The 13,847-nt window shown below is 56.9% G+C and carries 7 protein-coding genes; 1 reads left to right on the top strand and 6 read right to left on the bottom strand.

Going from position 1 to position 13,847, the window contains the following annotated elements:
• Positions 1-22 precede the first annotated feature (22 nt).
• The 3 genes from lepB (M3087_RS04120) to dapB form a co-directional block, all read right to left on the bottom strand.
• Positions 23-940, bottom strand: a complete 918-nt coding sequence (lepB, locus tag M3087_RS04120) for a signal peptidase I (protein WP_249093944.1) — start codon at positions 938-940, stop codon at positions 23-25.
• A 69-nt stretch (positions 941-1,009) separates the two neighbouring features.
• The gene (gene lepB / locus M3087_RS04115) at positions 1,010-2,437 is read right to left on the bottom strand and encodes a signal peptidase I (RefSeq protein ID WP_249093941.1); all 1,428 of its coding nucleotides are present in this window, start codon (positions 2,435-2,437) and stop codon (positions 1,010-1,012) included.
• A 6-nt stretch (positions 2,438-2,443) separates the two neighbouring features.
• Positions 2,444-3,199, bottom strand: a complete 756-nt coding sequence (gene dapB, locus M3087_RS04110) for a 4-hydroxy-tetrahydrodipicolinate reductase (RefSeq protein ID WP_106483886.1) — start codon at positions 3,197-3,199, stop codon at positions 2,444-2,446.
• 140 nt (positions 3,200-3,339) lie between these two features.
• Here dapB and M3087_RS04105 point away from each other — a divergent pair, with 140 nt between their 5' ends.
• Entirely contained in the window at positions 3,340-4,602 is a 1,263-nt protein-coding gene (locus M3087_RS04105; protein ID WP_249093939.1) for a DUF2851 family protein, read from the top strand.
• 987 nt (positions 4,603-5,589) lie between these two features.
• Here M3087_RS04105 and M3087_RS04100 read toward each other — a convergent pair.
• From M3087_RS04100 to M3087_RS04090, 3 genes are read right to left on the bottom strand one after another with little or no spacing between them, the layout of a single operon-like run.
• Positions 5,590-7,869 carry a hypothetical protein gene (locus M3087_RS04100; RefSeq protein WP_249093937.1) on the bottom strand — a complete coding sequence of 760 codons (2,280 nt, stop codon included), beginning with the start codon at positions 7,867-7,869 and terminating at the stop codon, positions 5,590-5,592.
• Between the two features lie 24 nt (positions 7,870-7,893).
• The gene (locus M3087_RS04095; RefSeq protein WP_249093935.1) at positions 7,894-9,900 is read right to left on the bottom strand and encodes a RagB/SusD family nutrient uptake outer membrane protein; all 2,007 of its coding nucleotides are present in this window, start codon (positions 9,898-9,900) and stop codon (positions 7,894-7,896) included.
• A 17-nt stretch (positions 9,901-9,917) separates the two neighbouring features.
• Positions 9,918-13,196 carry a SusC/RagA family TonB-linked outer membrane protein gene (locus tag M3087_RS04090; RefSeq protein WP_249093933.1) on the bottom strand — a complete coding sequence of 1,093 codons (3,279 nt, stop codon included), beginning with the start codon at positions 13,194-13,196 and terminating at the stop codon, positions 9,918-9,920.
• Between the last annotated feature and the right edge of the window lie 651 nt (positions 13,197-13,847).

The raw sequence follows: 13,847 nt of genomic DNA, 5'->3' as shown, positions 1-13,847 counted from the left end.
GTTGCGGGGGTGAGTGAATGGGTCATTGTACGAGGCGGAAGAAGCGTTTCCATCGGAAGCCGTGCCAGAAGGGCTCTTCCGTGTCCTTGGAGAACCAGATGAGCGATGCCCGCCCGATGATGTGGTCGTCGGGGACAAAGCCGAAGAGGCGCGAGTCGCACAGGCTGACCGAGTTGTTCGAGGCAACCCAGTGGTAGTCCTTCGTGAAGGTGTAGCTCGTCACGCGCCGTCCGTCGACCCAGAGCGTGTCGCCTTGCAGGCGTGCCTGCCGTCCCTCGTGCTGCACGATGGTGTTGCAGAGCAGTTTGGCATTCCACGGATAGACCCTCATCGCCCTGCCCCGTGCGGGGACGACGAAGGGGTGCACCCCGTCTGCCGTGTCAGTCTGCAGCGAGCGGAACGTGACCTGTCCGCGCAGCTCCTGCCGCATCAGGTAGATTTCATAGTGGCTGAAGCTCCGCAGGAAGTCGCCCCGGTCGAAGCCCACGAGCTTGTTGTCGCCGATGCCCACGCGCCGCATCGCCTCCACGACGAGGTCTTCCTGTTCGCCGGGGTAGGCATACACCAGCTTGCTGTCGGGGCTGAGCACCTGGTCGCGTGTCTGGATGAGCTGTCCGTTCAGCATGAGCGTGTCGCCCGGCAGTCCGATGCAACGGTTGATGAACAGTTCGCGTCGGTCGATGGTCCCCTTGCCTGCGGGATTGTTGAAGAGCACGATGTCGCCCCGTTCCACGCCGCGTGCAGCCAGACGGTGGTAGCCTGTCATCCCCATCAGGGGCAGGCGCAGTCCGTAGCTCCACTTGTTCACGATGACCCGTTCGCCGCGCAGGAGACTGTTCTCCATGCCTGTCGACGGAATCGTGCACGACGTAAAAGCGAACACCTTGATCAGGACGACCAAGGCGGCAGCAATCAGTACAGCTTTCAGGAGTTGCTTCATCGGTTGTTGTTTGGAGCGGACGGGCGGCGCCGGGAGAAGTGCCCCTCACACCTGCCCGTCCCAATGAGTTTACTTGATGTTGTCCACCATCTTGAAGAGGCGGTTCCAGCGTATCTTGCCGTCGAACCAGTCTCGGTCCTTGTCGAGCGAGAGCCACACCACGATGGGCTTGCCCACGATGTGGTCTTCGGGGACGAAGCCCCAGTAGCGCGAGTCTGCGGAGTTGTGGCGGTTGTCGCCCATCATCCAGTAGTAGTCCATCTTGAAGGTGTAGGAGTCGGTCTGCTGTCCGTTGATGTAGAACTTGCCGTCTCGCACCTCGAAGTCATTGCCTTCATACACCCGGATGGGACGTTCGTAGATGAGGTAGTTGTCCGCTGTCAGACGGATGCTCTCCCCTTTCTTCGGAATCCACACCGGGCCGTAGTTGTCCGCGGTCCAGTCCTTGTGCATGTTGAGCGGATAGAGCCAGTCCCCCTGTCCGGGCTGCACGTAGTTGATGCTCTTCACCAGACGGGTGTTCGCCTTCAGTGCGTTGTATGCTTTCTGTGTCAGCGGAAGCGTGTAGGAGGTGTTGCGCAGGTAGGGGTCGGCAGCGTCCTCCTCGCTGATGCCCAGCCCGTGGCGCAGCTCCATCGGGATGGGTTGCGTGGTCTCCACGTGGTAGACGTACTGCACTTCGTCCGGCTCCTTGTTGGGCTGTCCGTCGAGGTAGACGATGTGGTCCTTGATCTGGAGCGTCTGTCCCGGCAGTCCGACACAACGCTTCACGTAGTTCTCGCGCCGGTCAACGGGGCGGGCTACCACGTCGCCATAGTAGGCGGGGTCGTTGGCGATGGCTTCACGTCCGAGTTGGTAGAGGAAGCCGTACACCTCCTGCTGTTGGGTGCGGCTGATGCTGTCGAGGTTGGGAAGGGTGATGTTGCTCTGCTGGCACGTCAGTTCACCGATTTGGTAGCAGAGGCTGTAGAAGTCGGTGTTCTGCATGTTCAGTGCCACGGTGTCACCCGACGGGTAGTTGAACACCACGATGTCGTTGAGCTTCACGTGTCCGAATCCCTTCACGCGACGGTAGTCCCACTGCGGCCACTCGATGTACGACTTACAGTTAAACACGGGGAGCGTATGCTGCGTCAGCGGCATGGAGAGTGGCGTCTGCGGGACACGGGGACCGTAGCTCAGCTTGCTCACGAAGAGGTAGTCCCCCACGAGCAGCGACTTCTCCAGCGAAGACGAAGGGATGGCATAGTTCTGGAAAGCGTAGATATTGACGAAGTAGACCGCCACGAGGGCGAACACGATGGCGTCGACCCAGCTCATCACTGTCCGGACGGTGGTGCTTTTCGACTTCTTCCACCACGTCCACTTGATTTTCTTGCTGATGTAGATGTCATAGATGAACGGCACCACGATGAGTCCCCACCAGCTCTTCACCCAGAGGAGGAAGAGCAGGTAAAGCACGGTCACGAGGGCGAATTTGATCCATTGTCGTTTCATAGGCGCTTAGAATTTGAAGAGGTCATCCATGCCGAGGAATCCCTCGTGGGTGGCTGTATATTCGGCGGCAAGCACGGCACCCAGAGCGAAGCCCCTGCGGTTCTTTGCATCGTGGGTGATGGTGATGCTGTCGGCTTCCGACTCATAGCGGATGGTGTGGATGCCCGGCACCTCGCCTTCGCGGATGGAGCTGACGGGCAGTTCCTCGGGGCGGCAGTCGGTTGTTCCACTGACGGAACCGTCGGGAGCGGTGAGCGTGCCTTTCACCCAGGAGGTCTTGCGGTGCAGGTTCTCCAGGATGCCTTCGGCGAGGGTGATGGCTGTGCCGCTCGGTGCGTCGAGCTTGTGGATGTGGTGTGTCTCGGTCATGCTCACCTCGTAGTTGGGGAAGTTGTCCATGATGCGTGCCAGGTACTTGTTCACGGCAGAGAAGATGGCCACGCCCAGGCTGAAGTTTGACGACCAGAAGAGCGTCCGTCCCTCTTCACGGCAGAGGCGGCGCATCTCGTCGGCGTGTGCATCCATCCAGCCCGTGCTGCCCGACACGACCTTCACTCCGGCAGCGAATGCCTTCATGCAGTTTCCGTAGGCAGCCTGAGGTGCGGTGAACTCGATGGCTACGTCGGCCGAGCGGAAAGCTTCCGACTCGAAGTCCTGCGGGTTGTTCACGTCAATGACGGACACAATCTCGTGTCCGCGGTCCCGGGCAATCTGCTCAATGGTCTTGCCCATCTTTCCGTATCCTATCAGTGCTATTTTCATTTGATTGTGTAAGTTTGTACGTTTTAAGTGTTGTGGGTTTGTGAGCTTCCTTGTCAGCTCATTCACAAATATTTCTGCAAATATAAGCGTTTTGTCGGCGATACTTTGTAGTTTTGTCTCATTATATAACCTCAATTAACATGGAAGAGTTGCTGCATTATGCGTGGAAACACAAGATTTTCCCGCTCCACGAGTTGCGCACCCGTGAAGGAGAGACGGTCGAGGTCATTGACCCCGGACTGAAGAACCCCGATGCCGGTCCTGATTTTTTCAATGCCAAGCTCCGTATCGGCACGACACTGTGGGTGGGAAATGTGGAGATACACGACCGCTCTTCCGACTGGGTCCGTCACGGACACGACACCGACCCTGCCTATGCTTCCGTCGTGCTCCATGTCGCTGCCGAACTGGATGCCGACGTCACCGACTGCCACGGGCGGCACGTCCCGCAACTCCTTCTCCCCTACCCTGTCAGCCTTGCCGAACGGTATGACGGGCTGCAGCATGCCGACCGCTATCCGCCCTGTCACTCCATCATCTCCACCCTGCCCGCCCTCACGGTGCACAGCTGGATGACGGCGCTCCAGTATGAACGTCTGGAGGCCAAGGCACAGCGTGTGGCGGACTGTGTGGAGTCCTGTGACCACCGTTGGGACGATGCCCTCTTCGTCACGCTGGCACGCAACTTCGGTTTCGGTCTCAACAGCGACGTCTTCGAGCGTTGGGGACGGTCAGTCCCCCTGCGTGCGCTTGACAAGCATCGCGACGACCTTTTCCAGCTCGAAGCCCTCTTCTTCGGTCAGGCAGGATTGCTCGAAGAGGAACTGTGCGACCCCTACTACGAGCGTCTGCAACACGAGTACCTCTACCTGGCACATAAGTTCGAGCTGCGCCGCATGGAGTCAGCCTCCTGGCGTTTCCTCCGTACCCGTCCCGTGAACTTTCCTCATGTCCGCATCGCTCAGATGGCGTGGCTCTTCTTCCGCGAACCTTCCCTCCTCTCCCGTCTGTTGGAGGCGGAAGACACCGACGCCGTGCGCGACATCCTCACTGCCCGGACTTCGGAGTATTGGGACACGCACTACACCTTTGCGTCCGTCTCACCCCGTCGGGTGAAAAAGCTGACGCACGCCACGCAGGACCTGCTCATCATCAACACCCTCTGCCCTTTCCTCTTCGCCTACGGTTCGTACAAGGACGACGCCGTCCTTCGTCAGCGTGCCTTCGACTTCCTGGAGCAGCTCAAGCCCGAGGACAATGCCATCATCCGCAACTGGCGGTCCTGCGGCCTCTCCGTGGAGAATGCCTCCGACAGCCAGGCGCTCATCCAGCTCAAGCGGGAGTACTGCGACGCGAAGAAGTGCCTCCGTTGCCGATTCGGGTATGAGTATCTGAAGAAGTGAGCATATACGGGGTGTATCAAGGTTGAAGGTAGCTACTTTCAAATTCGGTTTGGAACAATAGAATCGCAGAATCACAAATCTACAATAAAGCTTCTTCATTAGTCAAAACTGCAACAGCTCGTTGCAGTAATATCCGAGAAAGTATACCGGTGGATTGTGTTCTTCCCTCATCTCATCTTTTACGAATATCACAACGTTGCCTTTCCTCTGCATTTGCTTGACAAAAGCGTGAAAAAGCCAGGTTCCTGCTAACTTGTATTTTGCGGATTCCCGACGAACCAGAGAGAAAATGCTAAATTCTACTAATGAAAAGCACGGAAAAGGTCTTGTATTTTAGAAAACTATACATTCCATTTTCGGAATATGGACAAAACGTGCCCGGAACAATATTGTTTCGCGAGCCAAACAATATAGTTTGCCGCGTCAAACAATATAGTTTCACCTGCCAAACCCTATTGTTTTGTCCGCGAAAGTCAAATATTCGGGAGATGAAAGGAAAAAATTCGGAGTTTCATTCTCCAAAAGGTGGGCCGTGTCAATAAATCGGAAGGTATCATAAAGTAGGGTAGGTGAACGGCTGAATGGTAGTGAGGGTGGTAAGGACGACTTCCGTCTGCCACGGAGACAGCGTTTGAGGTGGATTGCTTTCAATGTGTATTTTGTGAATCGCGCGAGAATGCCTTCTTTACTCACCAACTTGTATTTTGGTGCGAGGAAGGGCACTCTCGGACGCTTCGTTTGACAATTTGATAAGAAGAGAGGAGAGGAGAGGGAAGAGGGAAATGTATCTTGTGCTTTTGAATGGGGCAGGTGGTATGGGAGAAGCCCCCACCTTATAAACACAGTAAAGGCCCGTCTCACGACGAGCCTTTACCCATTCTTTGCTTATGATGAATCAGTCGCTACTGCTCCGGCTTGCAATCAGGGAATCTCAATGTGTGTAGGTTGCAAGGTGAGTCCGGAGCTTTCACGCATTTTTGTTGTGCCTTATTTCCAAGCGGCACCGGTACGCCAGCGCGGGTCACCGATTCCCTTCGTGTAAATCGGGTGGTTGCGCACGCGGTCCGTGTTGTTGTAGTAGAAACCGTCCACGTTGTAGCGGTTCATGTTCTTGTCGCGGTTCGGAGCCAGCGGATGCGGGTCTTGGAACAGCTCTTCGGGTGTCAGCTGGTAGCCCACGGCATCGGGTTCGTTGCCGTTGGCATTGTCGCCGAACTTGATGCGGGTTTCTCCGATGCCTCCGGCGTTGAGCGAACCGCTCTGATAGCCGGCACCGTCGTTTCCGCTGAACGGATAGTTCGTCCAAAGTCCGTCGGTCAGGTTCTGGAGGTTGCCCTGGTTGTTGTACCAGGTGGGCACGGTGGTCGCATAGTTGTCGCTGAAGTCGTAGCTGATAGCCTGGTTGCTGATACGCATGCCGCGCATGTAGAGGTAGCGGTCGTCAGAGTCGCCGGCCTTCACCATGACGAAGAGGTTCTTGCGGCAGGTGATCTTGCTGCCCATCGGGATGTAGCGAGTCTCGAACATGAGGCCGTGGCCGGAGCTGGTCGAGTGCGGGCTGAAGTTGACGAACGTGTTGTTCTCCACCGTGATGTTCCAGGTCGTTCCGACAGGCCATGCCAGGTTGCCGTTCTCCGTCACGAGGGCGTGACGCGGCGAGCCGATGATGGAGTTGTTGCGGAAGACAAGGTTCTGGTAGAAGTTCGAGTTGCGGTTGTTGCCCGGTCCGGCGAACCACGAGTAGCCACGTCCGTTGGTGTCATAGCAGCCGCAGTCGTAGAAGACGCAGTTCTCTACCGTCAGGTTCTCGATAATCTGGCGGTTCGGACCCTGGAAGCGGATGAAGCCACGCACCAAGCCGCTGAACGTACAGTTGGTCACACTCAGCTCGGTCAGCGAGAAGGAGAGACCCTGTGAACTCATGTTTATGAAGTAGTTCGCACTGATGGTGTTCGATGAGTTGCCACCCGTGCCGTTCACATCCCAGTAGTTGTAGTACATCTGCGGCTGGAAGTTGATTTCGTTGAACTTGATGGCCTGGATGGTCAACATCATGCCGTTCTCAGCACCGCCCTGTGCGTTACGTGCCAGGTTGAAGTTGGCTTCCTGCGGGTCGACCATGCTCTCTGACGAGGCACCTACACCGAGGAGGATGCGGGCACGCCCCTTGGTCGGGAGGTCTTCGGGGTTGGTCTCGATGGTGAAGCCCTTGGTCAGTTCGACGTTGGTCGAGATGTAGTAGTCCTTGCCGCCTTCGAGGTAGAACACCTGTCCCTCGGCCAGCGTGTTGTCACCCATGTAGTTGGTGAGCACGGTGTCGATACGCGTAGCCTGCAGGCCGGGCACGTAGCGTTGGGCGAGGATGGTGTCGTTCGGGTCGACGGTGGCGGGGATGATAATCGGTTCGCCCGGTTCACCCATCATACGCATCATCACCTTGTTGTACTGACGGTCGAAGTAGCGGGACACGTTGTTGTTCTGTCCGTAGATGATGTAGGAGCCGTTGGAGCTCAGTCCCTCGAAGTCCACGTAGCCCTTGTCGCGGTCAGCCTGGGTCATCTTGTGGATGATGGTCTCCAGCTGCGGGTTGTCGGCGGTGGGGACAATCTGGATTTCGTCGAACACCCATTCGCCGTTGGCAGTCTCGGCGCCAGCTTCGAAGAAGTCACGGTAGGTCGTCTCGCTGCCGTCTTCCACGGTGGGGTTGAAGTTGACGCGGACGGTGCTCTCGGTCACTTCGGAAGGCCAGAACACGTCGGGTACGGCATAGCGTTCACCCGTGACGATGACCAAGTAGTCCTTTTGGTGCGAGCCGTCGCCGTAGCCGTACCACTTGGAGTTGTAGGCATCACCCTTGGGGGAGAGAGCCTGGATGGCGTAGGAGTAGCCCGTGGAGTACTGCAGGTCCTCGTGGAGGAACGAGAGCTGGTCGGGCGGAAGGATGGTGTCGAGCACACAGTCGGTGGCCCACTCCGTACCTTGGATTTTCGCCTGGAGGCGGTAGCCGCTGGCTCCGTTGACACCGTACCAGTAGAGCTGCACGTCGTTGACATATTTGCTGGTGCTGTTGGGCGCTTCCGAGGCGATGGCGCACTGGTAGCGGTCAGAGGTGCCGGCGTTGGTGTTATTGTCACAACGGAACATGGGCATGAACAGACGTTCGCTGTTGAACTCCCCGTCGCTGACCACGTCGTCGTCCTGACAGGAGGGGAAGAACATGGTCACGCATGCCCAGAGTAGGAAGAAATAGATACTATGTTTTTTCATGTTGTCTCACGTGTTGGTTGAAGGTTAATATCCGTAGTAGTTCACATACGTGCCGTTGCTGCGCGAGATGGCATCGCTCGGGATGGGGAGGATGTAGCGCACGGGCGGCAGGCTGTTGAGGTCGGTCTCCAGTGAATACCAGGGCATGTCGCTCGGGAAGAGTGAACCCTGCGGGTCGATGTAGATGTATCCGCGGAGCGAGCAGCGGCAGTCGGCGCGGGCGATACCGGTGTCCTCGTCAATCCATCTGAACCACTCTGCCTGGCTCCAGGCATCGCTGCCGGTGATGGACGGCAGACGGTCTGCATGGTTGAGCTGGTAGTCGATGGGGATGGGCGCCCACTGGCAGTCGACACCATATTCCTCGTCGGTGAAGAACTCGATGACGTCGAGCACGGTGTTGGGGAAGCTGCCGTCGCCCGGGTTGGGAATCACGTGGTAGTAGATGTTGCGCGGATAGGAGTCGTACTCGTCATAGAGGTCGTAGGAGTAGTCGTCGCTGCCCACACCGTAGTAGCGCCAGAAGGTCGTATATACCACCTGGTTGTAGAGGTTCCAGCGGATGAGGTCTTTCCAGCGGATGTTCTCTCCACCGAACTCCCAGGCACGCTCGTCGACGAGGAGGTCGAAGAAGTCTTCCTTGCTCGAAGCCTGGTCTACGTAGACATCGACCATCTCGCCCTGGTTGTCGGCATTGCGGAAGGCACGGCGGCGCACTTCCTTCAGGGCGTCGCGGGCGGCAGCCGTCGGACCGTTGTTCAACTCGTTCTCAGCCTCGGCATACATCAGCAGGACGTCGGCATAACGCATGTAGGGGAAGTTGATGCCGGTGCTTCCTTCGCTCATGTAACCCAGCGTGTGGTCCGGGTCCCAGAACTTCGACCACTTGTTGCAGTAGTTGTTGCGGTCGTTCTCCAGTGTCGGTGTTCCGTCAGCCTCGTAACCCCAGAAGCCCACCATGGCGCGGCGTGCGTCCTGTGGGTCGAAGGTGAAGCGGTAGAAGGCGTTCAGACGGACGCTGGAGCTTGCCATACCCCACTGGTTGACACCCGTCGTTCCGCCGGCATTCGACTCGTTGCCCTTCGGTCCGTGTATGTAGCCGATGTTACCCGACACGAGCTGGGTGAAGGGTATCTCGAAGATGGGGTCGTCGTTGTTGGTCACGCGGTAGGCAGACTCGTCGATGAACACCTGCATGTAGTCCTTGTTCAGGCTGTGGGTGCCGGAGGAGATGACGGAGTCGCAGTACTGGCGTGTGATGGCATAGTAGTCTTTGTAGTCGTCGGGACGTTCCATGGTGCCGATGTCGGCAGTCGTGGCTCCCGGACGGAGTGAGTAACCGCCGCGGAAGAGGGCGATGCGGGCGATGAGCGACCAGCAGTACTCCTTCGAGCAGCGTTCCACGCCGCCTTCCAGTTCGGAGGCAAAGCGCATGGAGGGTGCGATGCCTTCCAGGTCCTCGATGAGGGTGGTCAGGATTTCGTCACGGTTCACGATGGGCATCACGAGGCTCTCGGCGTCGTAGGTACGCGTCATCGAGAAGGGGATGTCGCCAAAGAGGATGACCAGGTCAAGGTAGCTCATGGCACGGAGGCACTTCGCCTCGCCGATCATCTGCATCAGGTCTGCGTCGCCCTGGGCATACAGCTCGCTGCCTTCGGCTGCGGCAACGAAGTTGTTGGCGCGTTCGATGCCCGAGTAGGCGGCGTTCCAGGTTGAGAGCAGGTTGCTGGCGTCCGCCTCACAGTCGAATAGCTTGTATTCGTTGTGGCTGGCGCTCTGCAGCTCGTTGGAGCTGGTGGTGAACTCCACATCGCTGTTGAAGCAGAATGTGGTCAGGTAGGCATTGCCGTAGGTGTTGTTGTTGCAGATGCCGGCATAGACACCGTTGAGCAGGCGGTTGGCTTCTTCGAGGTTGTCCATCACGTAGTCGTCGGTGAACGCGGACGGAGAGTCGACCTCCAGGAAGTCGGAGCACGATGTCATGCCCAACAGGGCAAGTCCCAGGATGAAACTGTATTTCTTCTTCATGTGTTTCTGTGTTTGGTTTAGAATGAAATGTTAAGTCCGAACAGGTAGCCGCGGCTGCGCGGGTAGCGGTTGTAGTCCACACTCGGGGTCAGACCGCTCTGGATGTCGATTTCGGGGTCGTAGCCGCTGTAGCCGGTCAGGCAGAAGAGGTTGGAGCCGGTCACATAGACACGCAGACGGGAGATACCCCAGTTGCTGGTGAGCTTCTCGGGCAGCGTGTAGCCGATGGTGATGTCTTGCAGACGCAGGAACGAACCGTCCTCGATGAAGTAGGAGTGGGTGTAGCGCTCGGTCACGTCGTTCGGGTTCCAGAGTGTCTTGTTGGCATTGATGGACTGATAGACATCCATGTACTCGTTGTGCTGGCTGTTGCTGTAGAGCATTTCGTTGGCGTTGTAGAGCGTACCGTCGGCGTTGTAGATGTCGCCGTAGTAAACCCAGCGGTTCTCGTAGTTGAAGTCGGCGAGGACGTTCTTCGGGTCGCTCTGGCTGGAGCCATGGGCAGACGAAAGCTCGTAGGCGGTGGCGTTGATAAGGTCGAAGTTGAGCATGTAGGTGAAGTTGGCGTTGAAGTCGAAGTTCTTCCACTGTCCGCTCAAGCTGAAACCTCCCTGCAGACGCGGGTTGGTGTTACCGATAATCGTACGGTCGTATTCGTCGATGATGCCGTCAGGCTTGCCCTCGGGGCCGCTGAGGTCCTTGAACTTCGGACGTCCCGGCTGGGTGCCGTAGATACCGTCGCCATTGACGGTTCCTTCCTTGGCTACGTAGTTGAAGTTCACGCGGTCGAACTCGTCGAAGCTGTACAGTCCGTCGTACACGTAACCGTAAATCAAGCCCACTTCCTCGCCTTCACGCAGACAGAAGTCGTTGTCCGATGACGACCAGCGGCTGGAGGTTGCCCACAGCTCCTTGTCGTCGCCGTTGAGGTGGTCGACGTGGGTCTTGTTGATACCCATGGTGAAGTTGGCGCTCAACACGGCGTCACGCGAGCGGTAGAGGTCGCCGCCTATGGTCAATTCGAAACCCTTGTTGGTCACCTGACCCACGTTCTGCATCTGGCGGGTGTAACCGGTGGTCGAGGGAATCATGCTCTCATAGAGCAGGTCGCGCGTGGTGTTCCAGTAGAACTCCGGCGTGATGTTCAGGCGTCCGTCGAAGAAGCTCAGGTCGAGGGCAAGGTTGCGGGTGATGGTCGTCTCCCACTTGATGTCCTTGTTGGGGAAGGTCGAGCCGGAGCCGTTCTGGTAGTAACCTTCACCGTTGAGGGTGGTCTCGCCCCAGCTCGGTCCGCCGGTGGAGGAGATGCTGTACTGGTAACGCCAGAGGTCGGAATCAATCTCGTTGTTACCTGCCATACCGAAGGCGGCACGGATCTTGAACTGGCTGATCCAGTCGATGTCCTGCATGAACGGTTCTTCCGAGAGTACCCATGCACCGGAGATGGAGGGGAAGTAACCCCACTGGTCGCCCGGAGCAAACTTCGTCGAACCATCGGCACGGAACGTCAGCGAGACGAGGTACTTGTGCATGTAGTTGTAGTTTGCCTGGCCGAAGAACGAGAGCATGCGGTCGGGGGTAGACACGCTTGACGTGGTCTGGTAAGCCGTACCCAAGCCCATGTTGGCAAAGGCGGAGCGGGGAGGAGTCTGCTGCGGGAAGTAGCGTGCTGCCTCAAAGTTGGTCGTCGTCTGCGTGTGCTGCATTTCGTGTCCGAGGAGGAACGAGAAGTTGTGCACATCCTCGTCGCGCAGGCTGAGCTGGTAGTTCAACGTGTTCGTCCAGACGTATTTGTCTTGACGGTCGTTGGTGATTTCAGCCACCGGCATGTCGTTGTTGTCGGCAGCCTCGTCGGTCAGGTAACCGTAGAAGCGGTTGTCGTCGCGGAAGCGCCAGGACTGTGCGATGTCTGAGCGGAAGGTCAGTCCGTCGATAATCTTCCACGTCAGCGAAGCCTGGTTAGTGAAGGTGTAGGAGTGACGCAGACGGTAGTTCTGGTCGATGTCGTCGCGCGGGCTGGCGAGCATCCAGTTGCGCTCCTCGTCAAAGTTGACCGTCTCGTCGTCGCGGAAGATGTATTCGCGCAAGCCGTTCGTCGGGCGGTAGCGGAGCACACCGATCAAACCCGATGTACCGATGCCCTCACCGCCGGCACCCATGTCACGACGGTAGGTGAAACGCGGGTTGAAGAGGAGGCTCACGCGGTCGGAGAGCTTCACGTCAATCTTCGTGTTCATGTTCGTACGGCGTACGCCGGAGCTTTCCACGACACCACGCTCGTCGTGGTGGGTCAGCGAGGTGCTGAGCTTGATGTTGTCGCTACCACCCTTCACCGTTACATTATACATCTGTGTGATGGGGGTGCTGCCCATGATTTCGTCCTGCCAGTCGTGGGTCACGGCATGTTGGTAGATGTCGAGGTCGTTCGGGTTACCGAAGTCGTTGCGGAACTGGTGGATCTTGCTGTTGCTTGCCACCGTGCCGTCGAGTTGGTAGCGGACGAACTCGTAGGTGTCGAGCAAGTCGAGCTTGCCGGAGAGCTGGCGTGCCTGCCAGTAGGTGTTGAATTCCACCTTCAGCTTGCCTGCCTGTGCCGATTTCGTGGTGACGATGACTACACCGTTACCACCCTTCGCACCATAGATGGCAGTCAGGGAGGCGTCCTTCAGGACGTCGATGGACTGGATGTCTGTCGGGGGAATATCGTTGATGTTGTCGGTGATGAAACCGTCGACCACGAAGAGCGGCTTGCTGTTGTCACCACTCAGTGAGGTACCACCACCACGGATACGGATGTTGATGTCGGCACCCGGCGCACCATCGACCGTGGTGACCTGCACACCGGCAATCTTTCCTTGCAGCGCCTCACCGGCTGAAGCCACAGGCACCTGTGCCAGCTTGGCTCCCGACACGGAGCCGACGGAACCGGTCAAGTCCTTACGTACCTGGCTGACACCGTAACCGATGACTACCACCTCGTCGAGTGACTGCGAGTCCTCTCGCAAGGTGATGCGGATGTTTTCACCGCCTACAGCCTCTACTTCCTGGGAGATGTATCCCACGTAGGAGACTACCAGCATCTTTCCTTTGGGAACAGTCAGCGTGAACTGGCCGTCGAAATCGGTGATGACTCCGTTGGAAGGATTCCCCTTCTCCACAACCGAAGCACCAATGACAGTCTCACCTGTCTCGTCCACGACGGTTCCTTTCACCGTGATGGACTGGGCAAACAATCCCAGTGGCACAAAGAGGAGAAGTGCCAACAGTAGGAATAGTCTACCGTTCATGTTTTTCATGATTTCCTTTTGCCTCATAAAACAATAAGTGATTAAATAAAGTGATTAGTTAAAAAGCTCGTTGGATGCAAATGTAGGTTAAAAGGTTACTGGGGGGGGTAAATTTCTATCTTTTTGGTGGACAAATGTTGCTAGCAGGAGCATCTGTCTGCTCTTTCTTGTTAAAATGGGGCTAAAAGGGCTGAAAAGGGTTCTTCGGGATAGATTCGTTCAGAAGGGAAAATGGTAAAATAAATCATAAGGTATACTAAAGTGATACCCTCTTGTAACGTCAAAATAATACCGAAAACAGGGGTGCGAAAATACCGGAATCTTACAATAAGTCTCTACCGCCGGGAGCCATCTGCAGGCATGCCCCGGACACTTGCGCTTACCCGGGCAAACACAAGCCTTTGACCGGATAAACACAAGTGTTTGACGTGGCAAACCAATTAGTTTGATATACCTGAGTATCATATTCAACTAACCAAAGTATCATACTTAGCCTGGAAAGGTATTATACTTAGACCCCCTAAGTATAATACTTAGGCTGCCTAAGTATAATACTTTGGTCTGTCAATCCCCTGTGCCTGTCAGATTAAGCACGGGCTTTTAGGGAGTCAGGCACGTGTGTCGAGTGAGCCAGCCACTTGCGCCCCGTCCGTCAAGCCA

Source organism: Mediterranea sp. ET5 (assembly GCF_023337025.1).
GTDB lineage: Bacteria > Bacteroidota > Bacteroidia > Bacteroidales > Bacteroidaceae > Phocaeicola_A.
Note: the sequence above shows the minus strand (reverse complement) of the source record. Positions and strands in the feature narration are given on the sequence as shown.

Excerpts from the sequence above, each read along its gene's own strand:
- lepB (WP_249093944.1), bottom strand. The coding sequence starts at position 940 with ATGAAGCAACTCCTGAAAGCTGTACTGATTGCTGCCGCCTTGGTCGTC.
- lepB (WP_249093941.1), bottom strand. The coding sequence starts at position 2,437 with ATGAAACGACAATGGATCAAATTCGCCCTCGTGACCGTGCTTTACCTG.
- dapB (WP_106483886.1), bottom strand. The coding sequence starts at position 3,199 with ATGAAAATAGCACTGATAGGATACGGAAAGATGGGCAAGACCATTGAG.
- M3087_RS04105 (WP_249093939.1), top strand. The coding sequence starts at position 3,340 with ATGGAAGAGTTGCTGCATTATGCGTGGAAACACAAGATTTTCCCGCTC.
- M3087_RS04100 (WP_249093937.1), bottom strand. The coding sequence starts at position 7,869 with ATGAAAAAACATAGTATCTATTTCTTCCTACTCTGGGCATGCGTGACC.
- M3087_RS04095 (WP_249093935.1), bottom strand. The coding sequence starts at position 9,900 with ATGAAGAAGAAATACAGTTTCATCCTGGGACTTGCCCTGTTGGGCATG.
- M3087_RS04090 (WP_249093933.1), bottom strand. The coding sequence starts at position 13,196 with ATGAAAAACATGAACGGTAGACTATTCCTACTGTTGGCACTTCTCCTC.